This window comes from Actinocrispum wychmicini (assembly GCF_004345645.1).
Classification (GTDB): domain Bacteria; phylum Actinomycetota; class Actinomycetes; order Mycobacteriales; family Pseudonocardiaceae; genus Kibdelosporangium; species Kibdelosporangium wychmicini.
Map to the genome: position 1 here is coordinate 1,087,889 of NZ_SLWS01000001.1, position 20,838 is coordinate 1,108,726.

Consider the following 20,838-nt stretch of genomic DNA (forward strand, 5'->3'; position numbering starts at 1 on the left):
CGCCCCACCCCTGGCCTTATCCCCCGAATCTGCTGTCTTTCAACCAAAGGGGAGAAGAACCGACGTGCTTGACGTCAACTTCTTCGACGAGCTCCGAATCGGCCTGGCCACCGCGGACGACATCCGTCAGTGGTCCTTTGGCGAGGTCAAGAAGCCGGAGACCATCAACTACCGCACCCTGAAGCCGGAGAAGGACGGGCTCTTCTGCGAGAAGATCTTCGGTCCGACCCGGGACTGGGAGTGCTACTGCGGCAAGTACAAGCGGGTCCGCTTCAAGGGCATCATCTGTGAGCGCTGCGGTGTCGAGGTGACCCGCGCGAAGGTCCGCCGCGAGCGGATGGGGCACATCGAGCTGGCCGCGCCGGTCACGCACATCTGGTACTTCAAGGGTGTGCCGTCCCGGCTGGGCTACCTGCTCGACCTGGCGCCGAAGGACCTCGAGAAGATCATCTACTTCGCCGCGTACGTGATCACCGGGGTGAACACCGAACTGCGGCACAACGACCTGCCCACGCTGGAGTCGGAGATCGGCGTCGAGCGCAAGCAGGTCGAGGCCAAGCGGGACGCCGACATCGAGGCGCGGGCCCAGAAGCTCGAGGGTGACCTCGCGACTCTGGAGGCCGAGGGCGCCAAGAGCGACGTGCGCCGCAAGGTCAAGGAGGGCGGCGAGCGCGAGATGCGCCAGCTGCGCGACCGGGCCCAGCGCGAGCTGGACCGGCTCGACGAGATCTGGACCACCTTCACCAAGCTCGACATCAAGCAGCTGATCGCCGACGAGCTGTTGTACCGCGAGCTGATCGACCGGTACGGCGACTACTTCACCGGTTCGATGGGCGCCGAGGCGATCAAGACACTGGCCGGCAACTTCGACGTGGACGCCGAGGCGGAGATCCTCCGCGAGACGATCCGCAGCGGCAAGGGCCAGAAGAAGCTGCGCGCGCTCAAGCGGCTGAAGGTGGTCGCGGCCTTCCAGGTGACCCGCAACTCGCCGATGGGCATGGTCCTGGACTGCGTCCCGGTCATCCCGCCGGACCTGCGGCCGATGGTCCAGCTCGACGGTGGCCGGTTCGCCACCAGCGACCTGAACGACCTGTACCGCCGGGTGATCAACCGGAACAACCGGTTGAAGCGGCTGATCGACCTGGGCGCGCCGGAGATCATCGTCAACAACGAGAAGCGGATGCTGCAGGAGGCCGTCGACGCGCTGTTCGACAACGGCCGCCGCGGCCGTCCGGTCACCGGTCCGGGCAACCGGCCGTTGAAGTCGCTGTCCGACCTGTTGAAGGGCAAGCAGGGCCGGTTCCGGCAGAACCTGCTGGGCAAGCGGGTCGACTACTCGGGCCGTTCGGTCATCGTGGTCGGTCCGCAGCTGAAGCTGCACCAGTGCGGCCTGCCCAAGGCGATGGCGCTGGAGCTGTTCAAGCCGTTCGTGATGAAGCGGCTGGTCGACCTCAACCACGCGCAGAACATCAAGTCCGCCAAGCGGATGGTGGAGCGGGCCCGGCCGGCCGTGTGGGACGTGCTCGAAGAGGTCATCACCGAGCACCCGGTGCTGCTCAACCGGGCGCCGACGCTGCACCGCCTGGGCATCCAGGCCTTCGAGCCGCAGCTGGTGGAAGGCAAGGCCATCCAGCTGCACCCGCTGGTCTGTGAGGCGTTCAACGCGGACTTCGACGGTGACCAGATGGCGGTGCACCTGCCGCTGTCGGCCGAGGCACAGGCCGAGGCCCGGATCCTGATGCTGTCGTCGAACAACATCCTGTCGCCGGCGTCCGGCCGTCCGCTGGCCATGCCGCGTCTGGACATGGTCACCGGCCTGTTCCACCTGACCCGGCTCGACGAGAAGGCGATCGGCTCCGGCCTGGCGTTCTCCTCGCCGGCCGAGGCGATCATGGCCTTCGACCGCAAGGTGATCGGCCTGCAGGCCCCGGTGAAGATCCGGATCAAGAACCGGCAGCCGGGTCCGGGCATGCAGCCGGACACGTACGAGCCGGGCAGCCAGTGGCTCGCCGAGACCACGCTCGGCCGGGTGCTGTTCAACGACCTGCTCCCCGAGGACTACCCGTTCATCAACGAGCCGATGCCGAAGAAGCGGCAGGCGGCGATCGTGAACGACCTCGCCGAGCGGTACCCGATGGTCACCGTGGCCCGGACGCTGGACAAGCTGAAGGACGCGGGCTTCTACTGGGCCACCCGGTCCGGCGTCACCATCGCCATCTCCGATGTCGTGGTGCCGCCGAACAAGTGGGAGATCCTGGACCAGTACGAGCAGAAGGCCGACGCGGTCGAGAAGCGCTACCAGCGTGGCCAGCTGTCGCACGCCGAGCGCAACAACGAGCTCGTCAAGGTCTGGAGCCAGGCCACCGACGAGGTCGCCAAGGCGATGGAGGCGAACTTCGCCGAGGACAACCCGATCCCGGTGATCGTGAAGTCCGGCGCGGCGGGCAACATGACCCAGGTCCGGTCGCTGGCCGGCATGCGTGGTCTGGTGTCCAACCCGAAGGGCGAGTACATCCCGCGGCCGATCAAGAACAACTTCCGCGAGGGCCTGTCCGTCGGTGAGTACTTCATCGCCACGCACGGTGCCCGCAAGGGTCTGGCCGACACCGCGCTGCGGACCGCCGACTCGGGTTACCTGACCCGGCGTCTGGTGGACGTGTCGCAGGACGTGATCGTGCGCGAGATCGACTGCGGCACCAGCCGCGGCATCATCATGCCGATCGGGGAGGCGGGGCCGGACGGCGTCGTCACCCGTGACCAGCACGTGGAGACCAGCGTGTACGCCCGCACGGTGGCGGAGGACATCTCCGACGCCGAGGGCAACGTCATCGTCAACCGCGGTGACGACCTCGGCGACCCGGCGCTGGCCAAGCTGATCGACAGCTCGATCACCAAGGCGAAGGTCCGCAGCGTGCTCACCTGTGAGTCCGCGGTCGGTGTCTGCGCCATGTGCTACGGCCGGTCGATGGCCACCAGCCAGCTGGTGGACGTCGGCGAGGCGGTCGGCATCGTCGCCGCCCAGTCGATCGGTGAGCCGGGTACCCAGCTGACCATGCGTACCTTCCACCAGGGCGGTGTGGCCGGTGACGACATCACCACCGGTCTGCCGCGTGTGCAGGAGCTGTTCGAGGCCCGCCAGCCCAAGGGCAAGGCGCCGATCGCCGACGTCGACGGCCGGGTGCGGATCGAGGACGGCGACCGGTTCTGGAAGATCACGCTGATCCCGGACGACGGCAGCGAGGAGATCGTCTTCGACAAGCTGTCGAAGCGTCAGCGTCTCGCCGCGACGCCGACCGGCCTGCTGCAGGACGGCGACCACGTGTCGGTCGGCCAGCAGCTGCTGGAAGGCACGCCGGACCCGCACGAGGTGCTGAGGGTGATGGGTCCGCGTGCGGCCCAGCTGCACCTGGTCGAAGAGGTCCAGAAGGTGTACCGGGCCCAGGGTGTGTCCATCCACGACAAGCACATCGAGGTGATCGTCCGGCAGATGCTGCGCCGGGTCACGATCATCGACAGCGGTGCCACCGACTTCCTGCCCGGCTCGCTCCCGGAGCGCGCCGACTTCGAGTCGACCAACCGTCGGATCGTGGCCGAGGGTGGCGAGCCCGCCTCGGGTCGTCCGGTGCTGATGGGTATCACCAAGGCGTCGTTGGCGACCGAGTCGTGGCTCTCCGCGGCCTCCTTCCAGGAGACCACGAAGATCCTGACCGACGCGGCCATCAAGGGTGCGTCCGACAAGCTGGTCGGCCTGAAGGAGAACGTGATCATCGGTAAGTTGATCCCGGCAGGCACGGGCATCAACAAGTACCGCAACATCCAGGTGCAGCCGACCGAGGAGGCACGGGTCGCGGCGTACGCGATCCCGTCCTACGACGACGGCTACTACACCCCGGACGTGTTCGGTACCGGCACCGGCGCAGCCGTCCCCCTGGACGACTACGACTTCGGCCGCGACTACCGCTAAGGGCTCAACGGCCAACGGCCCCCGACGCACCTGCGTCGGGGGCCGTTTCCGTTTCCGTTCCATCGAACGAATGATCACCCATTCGTGTCATACGTTTCGTAGTACGCTGGTGGCATGGACCAGATCCCCATCCGCGTCCTCAATCAGGACACAGCCGGTGTGCTCGCGCGCGTCGAGCGTGGCGAGACTGTGGAGATCACCAACCGAGGCAAGCCCGTGGCTCGCTTGGTGCCGGTGGTCGAAGGCGAGCTCGACGATCTCATTGCCCAGGGCCGGGTCGTGCCGGCCACCATCCACGGGCCGTTCCCGATGCCGACGGTGAAGGTTGAGGACAACGCGGCCTCAGCGGCTTTGATCGCCATGCGCGAGGAGGAGCGCTGGTGATCTACCTGGACAGTTGCGCGATTGTCAAGCTGGTTGCCGAAGAAGACGAGACTGCGGCCCTGGTGGGCTGGCTGCGTGAGCATCAGGACGAGCCACTGGTGACATCGGTTCTCGCGGAGGTCGAGGTTCCCCGGGCACTGCGCCGTGGTGTGCCGCGTGTGCTCGGGGCGGTTACGTCGACCTTGTCGCGGCTCGACCGGATGGAGATCGACGGTCCGGTGCGGGCGACCGCCGCCGCGTACCTGGAACCAAATCTCCGATCACTGGACGCCATTCATCTGGCGACAGCCGACAATCTGGTGGCGTCCGGGAAGACGGTGACCGCGTTCGTCACCTATGACAAGCGGCTGGCCACCGCGGCGGCCGATGCCGGACACACCGTGGTGGCGCCTGGCGAGTGATCCGCTGGTCACTGGCGGGGTTCCCAGCGGAACGCCTTGAGAGCGACCGCGACGAAGAGGATCAGCGACGGCACGGTGGCGGCCACGCCGAGGAGTGCGTTGCCGTTCGACCAGCCCTCGGTGACGAGGTGGCCGGGGCCGACCACCGGCAGGAACGTGCCGATGGTGGACACCACGTCGTTGCTGGACTGCACCATGACCATCCCCGCGATCGCCGCCAGCATCACCGGGATCGCGGTGATCTGGGTGACCTCCACGCTCCGGCTGAACGCGGCCGTGGCGATACCGGCCAACAGTGCCACCGCGATGCCGAGGATCACGCCGACCAGGACCACGGCCGGGTTCGACGGCAGTGGTGCGCCGACGGCCAGGCAGAAGCCGAAGTAGACGATGGTCTGCGCCAGGCCGACGACCATCATGGGCGCGCCGATCCCGAGGTAGATGGCTGTGTCGGTGAGTTCGCTGGTCCGTAGCCGTTTCAACACGAGTGACTGCCGTCGGGCGGTGAACACGGTGGTGCTCACCAGGTAGACCGAGATCACCATCAGCAGGACGAACCGGCTGCCCATCGTGCCGGCCCATGCCTCGGTGGGTTGGGTGCGGTCGGCGAACCAGGCCATGGCGCAGAGCAGGACGGGGGCGGCCAGCACCGAGTAGGCGGTGATCCGCTTACGCAGCAACAGCCGCAGTTCTGTCCACGCGAGATGGAAGGTCATACCTTCTCCTTGCCGATCGACAGGAAGATCTCCTGCAGGGAGGCGGGGTTGGCGGCCAGGGTGTCCAGCCGGACGTTGTGCTCCTCCGCCCAGCGCAGCAGCGTGTAGAGGTCGTCCTGGAGGTGGTGGGTGGCCACGGTCAGGGTGTGACCGTCCACTGTGGGCGTTCCGTGGAAGTGCGGCAGCGGCACGGCCGGCGGGACGGTGGCGGTGATCCGGGCCGGTTGGTTGGTGAGCACCTCGGCCAGGGTGCCGGCCACCTCGATCCGGCCGGTGTGCATGATCGCCACCTGGTCGGCCAGGGCCTGCGCCTCCTCCAGGTAGTGGGTGGTCAGCAGAACCGTGCTGCCGCCTGCCCGCAGCGCCGACACGGTGTCCCACAGGTGGGCGCGGGACTCCGGGTCCAGGCCGGTGGTGGGTTCGTCCAGGATCACCAGGGGCGGCCGGCCCCAGATGGCGAGCGCGAAGTCCAGCCGCCGCCGTTCGCCGCCGGACAGCTTCTCCACGGCCACGTTCCGCCGGTCCGTGAGATCCACAGTGGACATCAGGTCGGTCGGGGAGTCCGGCCGGCTGCGCAGGCCGCCCCACAACCCGAGCGTCTCCGCCACGGTCAGTTCGCCGATCAGCCCGGAACTCTGCATCATCACGCCGACATCCGCGCTCAGCCTGGTCCGGTCGGCCACCGGGTCCCGGCCGAACACCCGCACCCGCCCGCCGCTGGGCCGCCGGAACCCCTCGATGATCTCCAGCGTCGTCGTCTTGCCGGCGCCGTTCGTCCCCAACAGCGCGAAGATCTCCCCCTCGCGCACCGCGAAGTCGACCCCGGCCACCGCGGCGAAGGAACCGTAGTGGTGGTGGAGGTCCGACACGTCGATCACGTCCATGCGAACACTGTCGCGAAAACGTGTGCCCGCTCGTCAGTCGTCGGTGTCACGAGCTCTCATGACACGTGTCATGTGGTGTTACGTTGGCTGACGTGCCCGAGCCGAACGCGTTGGAACCGTTGCGGCGGTCCACGCGCAACGCGCTCCTGGTCACGTTGGTGCTGGTCGGTGCGCTGACACCGCTGGCGTTGATCAACACGAAACCTGGCCCGGTGCGGGCCGCCGTGCTGATCGCCGGGACGGTGATCTTCCTCTGGGTGTACGGGCGTCGGCTGTGGCGGACGGTGATGTCCGGCCGCTGGGAGGCGATACCGCTGTGGCGGACGTGGGCGCTGGTCGCGTTCGTCATGGCGCTCAGCCTGCTGGGCCTCACGGTCGATCCCCAGCTGGGCCTGATGTCCACCACCTGCACCGGCCTGGCCCTCGCCGAGTTCGTGATCGGCCGGGGCTCAGTGGCGTGGTGGTTCATCACGGCCGGCGCGATCGCCCAGGGACTCGCGTTCGGCGTGTCCGCGGGACTCAGCGGGTCCCTGCTGTTCGCATTCGTCTCCACGACCGTAATGGCGGCGTTCGTGCTGTTGACCGCGTACTGCCTGGCCATCTCGTTCCGGCAGTGGGAAGGCGCGCTGAAACTCGACCGGGCCCGGCGGGAGGCCGCCGACCTGGCCACGGTTCGGGAACGGCTGCGGCTCGCCGAGGACCTGCACGACATCCTCGGCCACGCGCTCGAAGTGGTGTCGTTGAAGAGCGAGCTGGCGGTCCGCCTCGGTCCGATCGACCCGGACCGCGCCCAGGCCGAGATGGTGGAGGTACAGGCTCTGGCCAGGGGTGCGCTGAAGGACGTCCGTGCGCTCGTCCAGGACAACCGGCCGACGGACCTCGGCACCGAGCTTGTGGGCGCGCGCAAGCTCCTGACGTCCGCGGGCATCGAGTGCGACTTCGACGCTGACGACACGCTCGTCACCCAACGGGAGCTGTTCGGGCGCGTGCTGCGTGAGGCCGTGACGAACTTGCTCAGACACGCCAACGCGCGCACGTGCTGTGTCTCCCTGACCGTGGGTCGGCGCGAAGCCGTTCTGCGTGTACGCAACGACGGCGTGCAGTCGGCGTCCGTCACGACCACCGGCTCGGGACTGGCCGGCCTCGCCCGGCGCGTCAACGAGGCCGGCGGCACGTTCCAGGCCGGCGCGGTCGAACCCGAGTCGTTCGAGGTCGTGGCGAAGGTGCCGGCGTGATCCGGATCGTGCTCGCCGACGACGAGCAGCTCACCCGCCAGGCCGTGGAGACCCTGCTGAACCTGGAGCCGGACCTGACCGTGGTGGCCGGCGTCGCCGACGGTGACCAGGCTCTCAAGGCGGTCGCGGAACACCGCCCGGACGTGGTCGTGCTCGACGTGGAGATGCCCGTGATGGACGGTCTGCGCACGTTGGAGCTGCTGGCCGGCTCCGGGGTTCGCGGCGTGATGCTCACCAGGCATGCCCGGCCCGGAGTCCTGCGGCGAGCGCTGTCCCTTGGCGCCAAAGGGTTCCTGGCGAAGACCGCGCCGGCGTCCTTGCTGGCCGAGGTGATCAGGCGGGTGCACGCCGGGATGCGTTACGTGGACCCGGAGTTCGCCGCCGAGGCACTCGCCGAGACGGACTGCCCACTGTCCGATCGCGAGCTGGAGATCCTGCGCATGGTGGACGAGGAACGCACGGCCACCGACATCGCGTACGCCCTGCACCTGTCGGCCGGCACGGTCCGCAACTACATCTCCGCGGCGATGACCAAACTGGACGCGCGGAGCCGCACCCAGGCCGCCCGGATCGCCCGCGATCAGGGGTGGATCTGAGCCCCAACCAGCTCTTCGAGCAGGTGTGCCGCGCGGGACCCGTCCGGGTACTCCCGGAACTCGGCCTGGATCCGCCGGGCGGCCTGGTGGTACGACCCGTCGAGCACGGTCGCCACGCCCTGTCGGATGGCGCCCGGCGATGGGGTGCGTTTGCGCAGGTTGACGCCCGCGCCGGCCCAGGCGATCCGGCCGGCGACGTCCGGCTGGTCGTTGCCCCACGGCGCCATCACCAGCGGAACCGCGTGCGACAGGGCCATTTTCACGCCGTTGTAGCCGGCGTTCGTCACCATCGCGTCCACTTTGGGCAGCAGCAGCGAGTGCGGAATGAACTCGGCCACGCGGGTGTTGGCCGGCACCGGGCCGAGGTCGTGCGGTGACGTCACCACGACCAGGCCGTCGAACGAGGCCAGCCCGGCCAGCGCCGGCTTGGTGAGAATCGACGGATCGGTGGCCACTGTGCCTTGTGTCACGTGCACAACGGCCTTCGCGGAGTCCAGTTCGGCCCACCACTCCGGCAGGGCCGCCGTGGTGGCCGGAGGCAGCAACGGGCCGACGAAGTGGACGTTCGCCGGCCAGTGCCGGCGTGGGTACTCAATGGCCGGTGTGGCCGCCTGCATGTGCAGCATGGGTGACTGCATGTGCCAGAACACGTTGGCGCCCCGGGGAAGCGGCTTCAGGCCCAGGGCGGCCCGGGTGGACACGTACGCCTCGTTGAGGTCCTTCATCACCAGCGGCCCGAGGGCCGTCATGGCCTTCATGGTGAGCGCGTTCATCCGTCGACTGAAGGCGTTCGACGGCGGTGGTGCGCCCGTACCGAACCGAGGGATGTCGGGAGCCGGCGCGGTCAGCGGGCTGATCCCCAGCGTCGCCCACGGGGTTCCGTGGCGTTCGTACAGGCCTTGGCCGCCGAGGGAGCACAGGTCGACGATGAGCCCGTCGAACGGCATGAGCTCCTCGTAGTCCGCGACCTGTCCTGCCATGCGTTCGACGAGGAGCTTGCGGAGGGCGGAGAACCCCGCCTTGGGTTCACGCAGGCCAGGGTCGGGCACGGGCGGCAGTTCGTCGAACGTGGGTGTGCGGCGTGGCTCGACCCAGGTGGCCCCGGTGTTCTCGACCAGCGCCCGGTACTTCGCGCCGACGTGCCAGCGGACCGAGTGGCCCCGCTCGACCAGGGCCTTTGCCACAGGCAGGGCCGGGTGTACGTGGCCTGCGGCGTCCATGGTGCTGATCAGGAACCTGGGCACGGGATCCTCCTCTAGGATTGCCTTGACTGTCATTTATCTTGAGAGACGAGATAATCGAATGTCAAGGGAAATCCTGGACGAGCTCCGGGCCGAGCTGGGTACGGCGTCCCGCGTCTACCAGGTCTCGGTCGACGCCCTGGACGAGGCCGTGGCTGGGCACCTGGGCGTCAACCGGACGGATCTGCGCTGCTTGGACGTGCTGATGCAGTTGGGCACGGCCACCCCTGGCGTGCTCGGCGCGCGGCTCGGTCTGACCACGGGAAGCGTCACGGCGATGCTCGACCGGTTGGCCAAACTCGGCTACCTGACCCGCGCACCCGATCCCGGCGACCGGCGTAAGGTGCTCATCAGCGCCACCGACGAGGTCAAAGCCAAGGCATGGCAGCTCTACGGCCCGATCGCCGAGGAGGGCGCGCGGGACGCGAACGTCTACACCGAGGCCGAACTGCGCCTGCTGATCAGCTTCCTGCGGGGTGCCGCGGAGTTCCAGGATCGGCACCGGGCCCGGATCCAGGCCCTGCCGTGAGCGCCGTCACCCGTCGTTCACCTGCGGTTCCAGGGGTAGACTGGGGGGAGCCGAGACCAGGGGTACCCCGGTTTTGCTCCGCGCGTGAGCGCCAGGTATCTTTGCTAATCGTGCCCGACTGATGTCGGGCCGCTCCGTGTGCCTGCGAGCGGTGGTCGACCCAGTCGACGCCGCAGAAGCACACCGGAGACCTCCCAAACCCCGTTGGGATGCCGCGGCTGTCGTATGTGGCGCTGTCCCGCACGGGCCTTCAGGGGAAGGGCGACACGCCCGACCTCGGGTTACGGCGGGGCCAGGGGGAACAGCGGAAACACGGACAACCGTCAGTAGCTAGCAGTCGTAGAGAAAGCCGGTCCATGCCCACGATCCAGCAGCTGGTCCGTAAGGGCCGCCAGGACAAGGTCGCGAAGACCAAGACCGCGGCGCTCAAAGGGAGCCCGCAGCGGCGCGGTGTGTGCACGCGTGTGTACACGACCACGCCCAAGAAGCCGAACTCGGCGCTGCGCAAGGTCGCCCGTGTGAAGTTGACCAGCGGCATCGAGGTCACCGCCTACATCCCGGGCGAAGGCCACAACCTTCAGGAGCACTCGATGGTGCTCGTCCGCGGCGGCCGCGTGAAGGACCTCCCGGGCGTCCGCTACAAGATCATCCGCGGCTCGCTGGACACGCAGGGCGTGAAGAACCGCAAGCAGGCTCGTAGCCGCTACGGCGCGAAGAAGGAGAAGAGCTGATGCCCCGCAAGGGCCCGGCCCCGAAGCGGCCGTTGATCTCCGACCCCGTCTACAGCTCCCCGCTGGTCACCCAGCTGATCAACAAGGTGCTGCGGGACGGCAAGCGGTCCGTGGCGGAGAAGATCGTCTACGGGGCGCTCGAGGGCGCCAGGGAGAAGACGACCACCGACCCGGTGGTGACGCTCAAGCGTGCGCTGGACAACGTGAAGCCCACCATCGAGGTGAAGAGCCGCCGCGTCGGTGGCGCCACCTACCAGGTGCCGATCGAGGTCAAGCCCGGTCGCAGCACCACCCTCGCGCTGCGCTGGCTGGTGAGCTACTCGCGGAGCCGGCGTGAGAAGACCATGGTCGAGCGCTTGATGAACGAGCTGCTCGACGCCAGCAACGGCCTCGGGGCGAGCGTGAAGCGCCGCGAGGACACGCACAAGATGGCCGAATCCAACAAGGCCTTCGCTCACTACCGCTGGTGACCTGCCAGCCCCAGTGAGCGCCACAGCTCATCAAGACAGGGGAAGACTCCAGTGGCACTCGACGTGCTCACCGACCTTGCCAAGGTCCGCAACATCGGGATCATGGCGCACATCGACGCGGGCAAAACCACGACGACCGAGCGGATCCTCTTCTACACGGGGATCAACTACAAGATCGGCGAAGTGCACGACGGCGCCGCGACGATGGACTGGATGGAGCAGGAGCAGGAGCGTGGTATCACCATCACCTCCGCTGCTACCACCACGTACTGGGACAACAACCAGATCAACATCATCGACACGCCGGGCCACGTGGACTTCACCGTCGAGGTCGAACGGAACCTGCGCGTGCTCGACGGCGCGGTGGCCGTCTTCGATGGCAAGGAAGGCGTCGAGCCGCAGTCCGAGCAGGTGTGGCGGCAGGCCGACAAGTACGACGTGCCCCGGATCTGCTTCGTCAACAAGATGGACAAGCTGGGCGCCGACTTCTACTTCACCGTGCGCACCATCTCCGAGCGCCTCGGTGCCCGGCCGCTGCCGATCCAGCTGCCGATCGGCGCCGAGAGCGAGTTCATCGGCGTGATCGACCTGGTCGAGATGCGGGCGCTGACCTGGCGCGGCGAGGTCACCAAGGGTGTCGACTACACGGTCGAGGAGATCCCGGCCGACCTGGCCGAGAAGGCCGCGGAGTACCGCGAGGCCCTGCTCGAGGCGGTCGCCGAGACCGACGACGTCTTCATGGAGCAGTACCTCGACACCGGGGAGCTGTCCGTCGAGCAGATCAAGGCCGGCATCCGGAAGCTGACCGTCGGCCGCGAGGCCTACCCTGTCCTGTGCGGCTCGGCGTTCAAGAACAAGGGCGTGCAGCCGATGCTGGACGCGGTCGTCGACTACCTGCCTACCCCGCTGGACGTGCCGGCTGTCGAGGGCACGCTGCTGGACGGCGAGACGGTCGTGACGCGCAAGCCGTCGACCGACGAGCCGTTCGCGGCGCTGGCGTTCAAGATCGCCGCGCACCCGTTCTTCGGCAAGCTGACCTACATCCGGGTCTACTCCGGCCAGATCCCCTCCGGCGCCCAGGTGATCAACTCCACCAAGGAGCGCAAGGAGCGGATCGGCAAGCTGTTCCAGATGCACTCCAACAAGGAGAACCCGGTCACCGAGGCCATCGCCGGCCACATCTACGCGGCGATCGGCCTGAAGGACACCACCACGGGTGACACGCTCTGCGACCCGCAGAACCCGATCATCCTGGAGTCGATGACCTTCCCGGAGCCGGTCATCCAGGTGGCGATCGAGCCGAAGACCAAGGCGGACCAGGAGAAGCTCGGCACGGCGATCCAGAAGCTGGCCGAGGAGGACCCGACCTTCAAGGTCAAGCTGGACGAGGACACCGGCCAGACGATCATCGCCGGCATGGGCGAGCTGCACCTGGACATCCTGGTGGACCGCATGCGCCGCGAGTTCAAGGTCGAGGCCAACATCGGCAAGCCTCAGGTGGCGTACCGCGAGACCATCCGCAACACCGTGGAGAAGGTCGAGTACACCCACAAGAAGCAGACCGGTGGCTCCGGCCAGTTCGCCAAGGTGCTCGTCAAGCTGGAGCCGCTGGCCACCACGGACGGCGCGCTCTACGAGTTCGAGAACAAGGTCACCGGCGGTCGCGTTCCGCGCGAGTACATCCCGTCGGTCGACCAGGGCGCTCAGGACGCCATGCAGTACGGCGTACTCGCGGGCTACCCGCTGGTGGGGCTGAAGCTGACCCTGCTGGACGGCGGTTACCACGAGGTCGACTCGTCCGAGATGGCGTTCAAGATCGCCGGTTCGATGGTGCTGAAGGAGGCCGCGAAGCGGGCCCACCCGGTGCTGCTCGAGCCGATGATGGCCGTTGAGGTGACCACACCCGAGGACTACATGGGTGAAGTCATCGGTGACCTGAACTCCCGCCGTGGCCAGATCCAGGCCATGGAGGAGCGCAGCGGTACGCGTGTCGTGAAGGCGCTCGTCCCGCTGTCGGAGATGTTCGGCTACGTGGGTGACCTGCGGTCGCGTACCCAGGGCCGCGCGAACTACTCCATGCAGTTCGATTCCTACGCCGAAGTTCCCACGAACGTGGCGAAGGAGATCATCGCAAAGGCGACGGGGGAATAACCCCTCACCGGAGCACCACACAGCGTGTGGGCTCTCCGGGGTTCCCCCGGGGTCCGCACAACCGACCCTGATGAGCCGTCGGCCCGACGCCAAACCTATTGTTCGGGCCGACGGATAAGAACAAGTCCAGGAGGACAATCCAGTGGCGAAGGCGAAGTTCGAGCGGACCAAGCCGCACGTCAACATCGGCACCGTCGGTCACATCGACCACGGCAAGACGACGCTCACCGCGGCCATCTCCAAGGTCCTGCACGACAAGTACCCGGACCTCAACCCCTTCACGCCGTTCGACCAGATCGACAAGGCGCCGGAGGAGAAGCAGCGCGGCATCACCATCTCGATCGCTCACATCGAGTACCAGACCGAGAAGCGCCACTACGCGCACGTCGACTGCCCGGGTCACGCGGACTACATCAAGAACATGATCACCGGTGCCGCCCAGATGGACGGCGCGATCCTGGTGGTCGCCGCGACCGACGGCCCGATGCCGCAGACGAAGGAGCACGTGCTGCTCGCTCGTCAGGTCGGCGTGCCCTACATCATCGTCGCCCTGAACAAGGCCGACATGGTGGACGACGAGGAGATCCTTGAGCTGGTCGAGCTCGAGGTCCGCGAGCTGCTCTCGGAGTACGAGTTCCCGGGTGACGACCTGCCGGTCGTGCGCGTCTCGGCGCTGAAGGCCCTCGAGGGTGACCCCGAGTGGTCGGCCAAGCTGCTTGAGCTGCTCGACGCGGTGGACGAGAACATCCCCGAGCCGGTCCGGGAGACCGACCGGCCGTTCCTGATGCCGATCGAGGACGTCTTCACGATCACTGGCCGTGGCACCGTGGTGACCGGTCGGATCGAGCGTGGCGTGGTCAACGTCAACGAAGAGGTCGAGATCCTGGGCATCCGGGAGAAGGCCACCAAGACCACCGTCACCGGTGTCGAGATGTTCCGCAAGCTGCTCGACCAGGGCCGCGCGGGCGACAACGTGGGTCTGCTGGTCCGTGGTGTGAAGCGTGAGGACGTCGAGCGCGGCATGGTCGTGGCCAAGCCCGGCACCTCCACCCCGCACACCGAGTTCGAGGCGCAGGTCTACATCCTGTCCAAGGACGAGGGCGGCCGGCACACGCCGTTCTTCCAGAACTACCGTCCGCAGTTCTACTTCCGGACGACCGACGTGACCGGCGTGGTGACCCTCCCCGAGGGCACCGAGATGGTCATGCCGGGTGACGACACCAAGATGTCCGTCCAGCTGATCCAGCCGATCGTGATGGACGAGGGCATGCGGTTCACCATCCGTGAGGGTGGCCGGACCGTCGGCGCCGGCACCCTGGTCAAGATCCTCAAGTGAGCTGGGTCGGATTTTCCGACCCCGATTTGGACGCCGTATTTCGATATGGCATCCTGTATAGGTTGCTCGTCGTGGGGCGGCCGGGTTTCCTGTCGGGAGACCGGCCGCCTCCGTGCGAGAGCAAAAGTTAGCGCCGGTTTCCTGTGGAGCACTGGCGAGGATCGCACCCCCGCGGAACGACGGCGGGACCGGTCTGTGGGTAAGGCGCGACACGCCCGACCTCGTGGACCGGGGACCATGACTTGTGAACAGAGGGCGGAGCCTCTCGTGGGCTGGCTGCTGAGGCCATCCAAGCGCTCTACAGGGACATCACGGAAGGAACGGCAAAGCCACCATGGCGGGACAGAAGATCCGCATCCGGCTCAAGGCCTACGACCACGAGGCGATCGACGCCTCCGCGCGCAAGATCGTGGAGACCGTGACGCGTACCGGCGCTCGGGTCGTCGGGCCGGTGCCGCTGCCGACCGAGAAGAACGTCTACTGCGTCATCCGCTCGCCGCACAAGTACAAGGACTCGCGCGAGCACTTCGAGATGCGCACGCACAAGCGTCTGATCGACATCCTCGACCCGACGCCGAAGACGGTCGACGCGCTCATGCGCATCGACCTGCCGGCCAGCGTCGACGTCAACATCCAGTAAGCGCCTGCGCGCGAGAAACGCAGCGGAGAGAACGAGACCATGTCTGACAGGCAAGTGAAGGGCATTCTGGGCACCAAGCTCGGCATGACCCAGGTCTTCGACGAGGCCAACCGGATCGTCCCGGTGACCGTCGTCCAGGCCGGGCCGAACGTGGTGACCCAGGTTCGCACCCAGGAGACCGACGGCTATGTCGCGGTGCAACTGGCCTTCGGCGCCATCGACCCGCGCAAGGTCAACAAGCCCGAGACCGGGCACTTCAGCAAGGCCGGTGTGACCCCTCGGCGCTATCTCGCCGAGCTGCGGACCACCGACGCGGACGAGTACACCGTCGGCCAGGAGATCACCGCCGAGGTGTTCGAGGCCGGCGCTGTGATCGACGTGACCGGCACCAGCAAGGGCAAGGGCACCGCCGGTGTGATGAAGCGACACGGCTTCAAGGGCCTGAGCTCCTCACACGGCACCCAGCGCAAGCACCGCTCGCCGGGCTCGATCGGTGGCTGCGCCACCCCGGGCCGCGTGTTCAAGGGCCTGCGGATGGCCGGCCGGATGGGCCATGCCAGGGTGACCACCCAGAACCTGACCGTGCACCGGGTCGACTCGGAGTCCGGCCTGATCCTGATCAAGGGCGCGGTGCCCGGCCCCAAGGGTGGCCTCGTGTTCCTCAAGAGCGCCGCGAAGGGTGGTGCGTGAAGCCATGGCATCCGTTGACATCCGCACCCCGGACGGCAAGACCGACGGCAGCGTGGAACTCCCGGCCGACGTCTTCGACGCCCAGGCGAACATCCCGCTGATGCACCAGGTGGTGATCGGCCAGCTGGCCGCGGCCCGCCAGGGCACGCACGACACCAAGACCCGTGGCGAGGTCCGCGGCGGTGGCAAGAAGCCGTACCGGCAGAAGGGCACCGGCCGCGCCCGGCAGGGCTCGACCCGCGCGCCGCAGTTCGCCGGCGGTGGCGTGGTGCACGGCCCGACGCCTCGGGACTACACCCAGCGGACCCCGAAGAAGATGAAGGCCGCCGCGCTGCGTGGCGCCCTGTCCGACCGGGCCCGCAACGAGCAGCTGTACGTCGTGTCCGCTTTGGTCACCGGCGAGCAGCCGTCCACGAAGGACGCCCGCAAGGCGCTGGCCGAGCTGACCCAGGTGAAGCGGGTCCTGGTCGTGCTGACCCGGGAGGACGAGCTGGCCATGCTGTCGGTCCGCAACCTGGACAACGTGCACGTGCTGTGGCCGGACCAGTTGAACACGTACGACGTGCTCTACACCGACGCGGTCGTGTTCACCAAGGACGCGTACGACAGCTTCGTCGCCGGCCCGATCCGCGGCCGCGCGGCCAAGGCGTCCGCCCGCTCCAGCGAGGTCGAGGAGGAGGACCAGTGATTCCCGACCCCCGCGACATCCTGCTCGCCCCGGTGATCTCCGAGAAGTCCTACGGGCTGCTCGAGGAGAACAAGTACACCTTCGTGGTGCACCCGGACGCGAACAAGACCGCGATCAAGATCGCGGTCGAGAAGGTGTTCGGCGTGAAGGTGATCAGCGTGAACACGCTGAACCGGCAGGGCAAGCGCAAGCGCACCCGCACCGGCTACGGCAAGCGCAAGGACACCAAGCGCGCGATCGTCACGCTGTCCGCTGACTCGAAGCAGATCGAGATCTTCGGCGGCCCGGCCGCCTAAGGGAACGAGGAACTCGCAGAGATGGGCATCCGCAAGTACAAGCCGACGACGCCGGGCCGTCGCGGCTCCAGCGTCTCGGACTTCGCCGAGATCACCCGGGACCACCCGGAGAAGTCGCTGGTGCGTCCGCTGAACAAGAAGGGCGGCCGCAACGCGCACGGCAAGATCACCACCCGGCACAAGGGTGGCGGCCACAAGCGCGCGTACCGGCTGATCGACTTCCGGCGCAACGACAAGGACGGCGTGCCGGCCAAGGTCGCGCACATCGAGTACGACCCGAACCGCACCGCGCGGATCGCGCTGCTGCACTACGCGGACGGCGAGAAGCGCTACATCATCGCGCCGGACAAGCTGCGCCAGGGCGACCCGATCGAGAACGGCCCGAAGGCCGACATCAAGCCGGGCAACAACCTGCCGCTGCGCAACATCCCGGTGGGCACGGTGATCCACGCGATCGAGCTCCGGCCCGGTGGCGGCGCCAAGATCGCCCGGTCGGCCGGCGCGAGCGTGCAGCTGGTGGCCCGTGAGGGCTCGCTGGCGCAGCTGCGCATGCCGTCCGGTGAGATCCGGATGGTCGACGTCCGCTGCCGCGCCACTGTCGGCGCGGTCGGCAACGCCGAGCAGTCGAACATCAACTGGGGCAAGGCCGGCCGGATGCGGTGGAAGGGCAAGCGCCCGACCGTCCGCGGTGTGGCCATGAACCCGGTGGACCACCCGCACGGCGGTGGTGAGGGTAAGACCTCCGGTGGTCGCCACCCGGTCAACCCGGCAGGTAAGCCGGAAGGCCGGACCCGTCGCCGCAAGGCTTCGGACCGGATGATCGTCCGTCGCCGCAAGACCGGCAAGAAGCGCTGAGCAGGAGGGAGTGAACCATGCCACGTAGCCTGAAAAAGGGCCCGTTCGTTGACGACCACCTGCTCAAGAAGGTGGACGCGCTGAACGAGTCCGGTAAGAAAACGGTGATCAAGACCTGGTCCCGCCGGTCCACGATCACCCCGGACATGCTGGGACACACGATCGCGGTGCACGACGGCCGCAAGCACGTCCCGGTGTTCGTCTCGGAGGCCATGGTCGGGCACAAGCTGGGCGAGTTCGCCCCGACCAGGACCTTCAAGGGCCACATCAAGGACGACCGGAAGTCCCGCCGCCGTTGAGCGGCGCGCCTAGACACGAACCAGCAAGGGGTAAGCAGCGATGAACGCCCGTAACGAGGCCACGGTGGAGGAGCTTCCTCGCGCCATGGCTCGGGCTCGCTACGTGCGCACCACGCCAATGAAGGCGCGCCGCGTCATCGAGCTCATCAAGGGTCGTAGCGCCAGCGAGGCCCTGGCCGTGCTCCAGTTCGCGCCGCAGGCCGCCAGCGGTCCGGTCGCGAAGGTGCTCGCCAGCGCCATGGCCAACGCCGAGAACAACCTCCAGCTCGACCCGGATTCGCTGTGGGTGAGTGCGGCATACGTGGACGAGGGTCCGACGCTCAAGCGGTTCCGGCCGCGGGCGCAGGGCCGCGCGTACCGCATCCGCAAGCGCACCTGCCACATCACGGTCGAGGTCGAGTCGCTTGTGAACAAGAAGGAAGCGACACGCAAGCCGGCCCGCAAGGCCGCGAAGAAGACCAGTGAGAAGGGAAGTGCCAGCTAGTGGGTCAGAAGATCAACCCGCACGGCTTCCGCCTGGGTATCACCACTGACTGGAAGTCCCGCTGGTACGCGGACAAGCAGTACGCGGAGTACGTGGCGGAAGACGTCAAGATCCGGAAGCTGCTGTCCAAGGGCATGGAGCGCGCCGGCATCTCCAAGGTGGAGATCGAGCGGACCCGGGACCGCGTGCGGGTGGACATCCACACCGCACGGCCGGGGATCGTCATCGGTCGCCGTGGTGCCGAGGCCGACCGGATCCGCGGTGAGCTGGAGAAGCTCACCCGCAAGCAGGTCCAGTTGAACATCCTTGAGGTGAAGAACCCCGAGTCGGACGCCCAGCTCGTCGCGCAGGCCGTGGCCGAGCAGCTGTCGAACCGGGTTGCCTTCCGGCGCGCGATGCGCAAGGCCATCCAGGCCGCGATGCGTTCGCCGCAGGTCAAGGGCATCCGGGTGCAGTGCGGTGGCCGTCTCGGCGGCGCCGAGATGTCCCGCTCGGAGCACTACCGCGAGGGCCGGGTCCCGCTGCACACGCTGCGCGCGGACATCGACTACGGCATCTTCGAGGCGCGCACCACCTTCGGCCGGATCGGCGTGAAGGTCTGGATCTACAAGGGTGACGTGGTCGGCGGTCGCCGCCAGCACGAAACCCGCGACAACGCCACGCAGGAGCGCGCCCCGCGCCGCGAGCGTCCGAACCGGGCACGTCGTTCCGGTGCTTCCGGCACCACCGCGACGAGCACCGAGGCTGCCAGGGCCGCCGCCCAGGAGGCACGTTCGGATGCCGCTGCCGAGGCCGCGCAGGCGCCGGCCGAGCCCGCCGTGAACGGCTCGCCGGAGGCCACGGCAACAAACGGGGAGGGCTGAGCAGTGCTCATCCCACGCAAGGTCAAGCACCGCAAGCAGCACTCACCGAAGCGCTCGGGTGCCGCCAAGGGCGGGACCAAGGTGAACTTCGGCGAGTACGGCATCCAGGCGCTGGAGCCGTCGTACGTGACCAACCGGCAGATCGAGTCCGCCCGTATCGCCATCAACCGGCACATCCGCCGTGGTGGCAAGGTGTGGATCCCGATCTTCCCGGACCGGCCGCTGACCAAGAAGCCGGCCGAGACCCGGATGGGTTCCGGCAAGGGCTCGCCCGAGTACTGGGTGGTCAACGTCAAGCCGGGGCGCGTCCTGTTCGAGATGAGCTTCCCGAACGAGGCCGTGGCGCGCGAGGCACTGCGCCGCGCGATCCACAAGCTGCCGATGAAGTGCCGCATCGTCACGCGTGAAGGTGGTGACTTCTAATGGCAGTGACCGCGTCTGAGGTGCGTGAGCTGACCGAGGAGGAGCTGGTGCTCCGCCTGCGCGAGGCCAAGGAGGAGCTGTTCAACCTCCGGTTCCAGATGGCCACCGGCCAGCTGGACAACAACCGTCGCCTGCGTACCGTGCGCCGCGACATCGCCAAGATCTACACAGTGATGCGGGAGCGCGAACTCGGCTTGTCGGCTTCCCCGGACGAGTCAGTTACGGATGAAGGTGCCGCATGACCGAGCCAGTCAACGAAACTGCCGCTGAGCCTCGCGGCCGCCGCAAGGTCCGTGAGGGCTACGTCGTGTCCGACAAGATGGACAAGACCGTGGTCGTCCGCCTTGAGGACCGCAAGAAGCACCCGCGGTACGCCAAAGTGTTGCGCTCCACCGTGAAGGTGAAGGCACACGACGAGGAGAACGCCGCCGGTGTCGGCGACCGCGTTCTGCTCATGGAGACCCGTCCGCTGTCGGCGACCAAGCGCTGGCGGCTGGTGGAGATCCTCGAGAAGGCCAAGTAGTTCCAGCAAGCATGACCGCGCGTACCAGGTCGGAAATCTGATACGCCACAACGGGTCAGGGAGACCAAGTGATTCAGCAGGAGTCGCGGCTACGCGTCGCCGACAACACAGGTGCCAAGGAGATCCTTTGCATCCGTGTGCTCGGCGGTTCGGGTCGGCGCTACGCGGGCATCGGCGACATCATCGTCGCCACCGTGAAGGACGCCATCCCGGGTGCCGGCGTGAAAAAGGGTGACGTGGTGAAGGCGGTCATCGTCCGCACCGCGAAGGAAAGGCGTCGTCCGGATGGCTCGTACATCCGCTTCGACGAGAACGCCGCGGTGCTCATCAAGAACGACACCGAGCCGCGTGGCACCCGCATCTTCGGCCCGGTGGGCCGCGAGCTGCGCGACAAGAAGTTCATGAAGATCATCTCGTTGGCACCGGAGGTGCTCTAGCC

Annotated in this window: 25 protein-coding genes; 22 read left to right on the forward strand and 3 right to left on the reverse strand. The window is 67.5% G+C overall.

The features are described 5' to 3' along the window. The first annotated feature begins 64 nt into the window (after positions 1-64). The 3 genes from EV192_RS05480 to EV192_RS05490 all read left to right on the forward strand — a co-directional run bounded on the left by EV192_RS05480 (position 65) and on the right by EV192_RS05490 (position 4,749). Positions 65-3,964, forward strand: a complete 3,900-nt coding sequence (locus tag EV192_RS05480) for a DNA-directed RNA polymerase subunit beta' (protein WP_132111669.1) — start codon at positions 65-67, stop codon at positions 3,962-3,964. Between the two features lie 114 nt (positions 3,965-4,078). Next, on the forward strand, positions 4,079-4,348 hold the full coding sequence (locus EV192_RS05485; protein ID WP_132111671.1) for a type II toxin-antitoxin system Phd/YefM family antitoxin: 270 nt from the start codon (positions 4,079-4,081) through the stop codon (positions 4,346-4,348). After that, positions 4,345-4,749 carry a type II toxin-antitoxin system VapC family toxin gene (locus EV192_RS05490; protein ID WP_132111673.1) on the forward strand — a complete coding sequence of 135 codons (405 nt, stop codon included), beginning with the start codon at positions 4,345-4,347 and terminating at the stop codon, positions 4,747-4,749. The genes EV192_RS05485 and EV192_RS05490 overlap by 4 nt, the downstream gene beginning before the upstream one ends. An 8-nt stretch (positions 4,750-4,757) precedes the next feature. On the opposite strand, the gene EV192_RS05495 is transcribed toward EV192_RS05490, so the two are convergent. Together EV192_RS05495 and EV192_RS05500 are read right to left on the reverse strand one after the other, a co-directional pair. Further along, positions 4,758-5,465 (reverse strand): ABC transporter permease, encoded by a 708-nt coding sequence (locus EV192_RS05495; protein WP_132111675.1) that lies wholly within the window; start codon positions 5,463-5,465, stop codon positions 4,758-4,760. After that, on the reverse strand, positions 5,462-6,349 hold the full coding sequence (locus tag EV192_RS05500; protein WP_132111677.1) for an ABC transporter ATP-binding protein: 888 nt from the start codon (positions 6,347-6,349) through the stop codon (positions 5,462-5,464). The genes EV192_RS05495 and EV192_RS05500 overlap by 4 nt, the downstream gene beginning before the upstream one ends. 92 nt (positions 6,350-6,441) lie before the next feature. On the opposite strand from EV192_RS05500, the gene EV192_RS05505 reads away from it, so the two are divergent. Further along, positions 6,442-7,584 (forward strand): sensor histidine kinase, encoded by a 1,143-nt coding sequence (locus tag EV192_RS05505; protein ID WP_132111679.1) that lies wholly within the window; start codon positions 6,442-6,444, stop codon positions 7,582-7,584. Next, complete coding sequence (locus EV192_RS05510) at positions 7,581-8,180, forward strand: response regulator transcription factor (protein WP_132111681.1); 600 nt, start codon at positions 7,581-7,583, stop codon at positions 8,178-8,180. The genes EV192_RS05505 and EV192_RS05510 overlap by 4 nt, the downstream gene beginning before the upstream one ends. Here EV192_RS05510 and EV192_RS05515 read toward each other — a convergent pair. Continuing rightward, positions 8,165-9,424 carry a glycosyltransferase gene (locus EV192_RS05515; RefSeq protein WP_165960214.1) on the reverse strand — a complete coding sequence of 420 codons (1,260 nt, stop codon included), beginning with the start codon at positions 9,422-9,424 and terminating at the stop codon, positions 8,165-8,167. The genes EV192_RS05510 and EV192_RS05515 overlap by 16 nt on opposite strands. Positions 9,425-9,482: 58 nt before the next feature. Between EV192_RS05515 and EV192_RS05520 the strand changes: the two genes are divergently transcribed. From EV192_RS05520 to rplN, 17 genes are all read left to right on the forward strand, one after another. Then, entirely contained in the window at positions 9,483-9,950 is a 468-nt protein-coding gene (locus EV192_RS05520; RefSeq protein ID WP_132111685.1) for a MarR family winged helix-turn-helix transcriptional regulator, read from the forward strand. A 356-nt stretch (positions 9,951-10,306) separates the two neighbouring features. Continuing rightward, positions 10,307-10,681 carry a 30S ribosomal protein S12 gene (gene rpsL / locus EV192_RS05525; protein ID WP_025361387.1) on the forward strand — a complete coding sequence of 125 codons (375 nt, stop codon included), beginning with the start codon at positions 10,307-10,309 and terminating at the stop codon, positions 10,679-10,681. Further along, positions 10,681-11,151 carry a 30S ribosomal protein S7 gene (gene rpsG / locus EV192_RS05530; protein ID WP_132111687.1) on the forward strand — a complete coding sequence of 157 codons (471 nt, stop codon included), beginning with the start codon at positions 10,681-10,683 and terminating at the stop codon, positions 11,149-11,151. The genes rpsL and rpsG overlap by 1 nt, the downstream gene beginning before the upstream one ends. Before the next feature lie 51 nt (positions 11,152-11,202). Then, positions 11,203-13,302: an elongation factor G gene (gene fusA, locus EV192_RS05535; protein ID WP_132111689.1), complete on the forward strand. Its 2,100-nt coding sequence runs from the start codon at positions 11,203-11,205 to the stop codon at positions 13,300-13,302. A gap of 142 nt (positions 13,303-13,444) precedes the next feature. Next, complete coding sequence (gene tuf, locus EV192_RS05540) at positions 13,445-14,638, forward strand: elongation factor Tu (protein WP_132111691.1); 1,194 nt, start codon at positions 13,445-13,447, stop codon at positions 14,636-14,638. A 334-nt stretch (positions 14,639-14,972) separates the two neighbouring features. After that, positions 14,973-15,278: a 30S ribosomal protein S10 gene (gene rpsJ / locus EV192_RS05545; protein ID WP_003938093.1), complete on the forward strand. Its 306-nt coding sequence runs from the start codon at positions 14,973-14,975 to the stop codon at positions 15,276-15,278. Positions 15,279-15,317: 39 nt separating this feature from the next. Continuing rightward, positions 15,318-15,968 (forward strand): 50S ribosomal protein L3, encoded by a 651-nt coding sequence (gene rplC / locus EV192_RS05550; RefSeq protein ID WP_132111693.1) that lies wholly within the window; start codon positions 15,318-15,320, stop codon positions 15,966-15,968. Between the two features lie 4 nt (positions 15,969-15,972). Then, a complete protein-coding gene (gene rplD, locus EV192_RS05555) occupies positions 15,973-16,656 on the forward strand; it encodes a 50S ribosomal protein L4 (RefSeq protein WP_132111695.1) in 684 nt (227 codons plus the stop codon). Further along, a complete protein-coding gene (gene rplW, locus EV192_RS05560; RefSeq protein WP_132111697.1) occupies positions 16,653-16,952 on the forward strand; it encodes a 50S ribosomal protein L23 in 300 nt (99 codons plus the stop codon). The genes rplD and rplW overlap by 4 nt, the downstream gene beginning before the upstream one ends. A 21-nt stretch (positions 16,953-16,973) precedes the next feature. Further along, entirely contained in the window at positions 16,974-17,807 is an 834-nt protein-coding gene (gene rplB, locus EV192_RS05565) for a 50S ribosomal protein L2 (protein WP_132111699.1), read from the forward strand. A 17-nt stretch (positions 17,808-17,824) separates the two neighbouring features. Continuing rightward, entirely contained in the window at positions 17,825-18,106 is a 282-nt protein-coding gene (gene rpsS, locus EV192_RS05570; protein ID WP_132111701.1) for a 30S ribosomal protein S19, read from the forward strand. A gap of 40 nt (positions 18,107-18,146) precedes the next feature. Then, entirely contained in the window at positions 18,147-18,590 is a 444-nt protein-coding gene (gene rplV, locus EV192_RS05575; protein ID WP_132111703.1) for a 50S ribosomal protein L22, read from the forward strand. Then, positions 18,590-19,453, forward strand: coding sequence for a 30S ribosomal protein S3 (gene rpsC, locus EV192_RS05580; RefSeq protein WP_132111705.1), 864 nt, complete (start codon positions 18,590-18,592; stop codon positions 19,451-19,453). Before rplV ends, rpsC begins: the two co-directional genes overlap by 1 nt. Positions 19,454-19,456: 3 nt before the next feature. Continuing rightward, the gene (gene rplP / locus EV192_RS05585; protein WP_033384217.1) at positions 19,457-19,876 is read left to right on the forward strand and encodes a 50S ribosomal protein L16; all 420 of its coding nucleotides are present in this window, start codon (positions 19,457-19,459) and stop codon (positions 19,874-19,876) included. Continuing rightward, positions 19,876-20,118, forward strand: a complete 243-nt coding sequence (gene rpmC / locus EV192_RS05590) for a 50S ribosomal protein L29 (RefSeq protein ID WP_132111707.1) — start codon at positions 19,876-19,878, stop codon at positions 20,116-20,118. The genes rplP and rpmC overlap by 1 nt, the downstream gene beginning before the upstream one ends. After that, a complete protein-coding gene (gene rpsQ, locus EV192_RS05595; protein ID WP_132111708.1) occupies positions 20,115-20,399 on the forward strand; it encodes a 30S ribosomal protein S17 in 285 nt (94 codons plus the stop codon). The genes rpmC and rpsQ overlap by 4 nt, the downstream gene beginning before the upstream one ends. Positions 20,400-20,467: 68 nt before the next feature. Further along, on the forward strand, positions 20,468-20,836 hold the full coding sequence (gene rplN, locus EV192_RS05600) for a 50S ribosomal protein L14 (protein WP_033384214.1): 369 nt from the start codon (positions 20,468-20,470) through the stop codon (positions 20,834-20,836). Positions 20,837-20,838 lie beyond the last annotated feature (2 nt).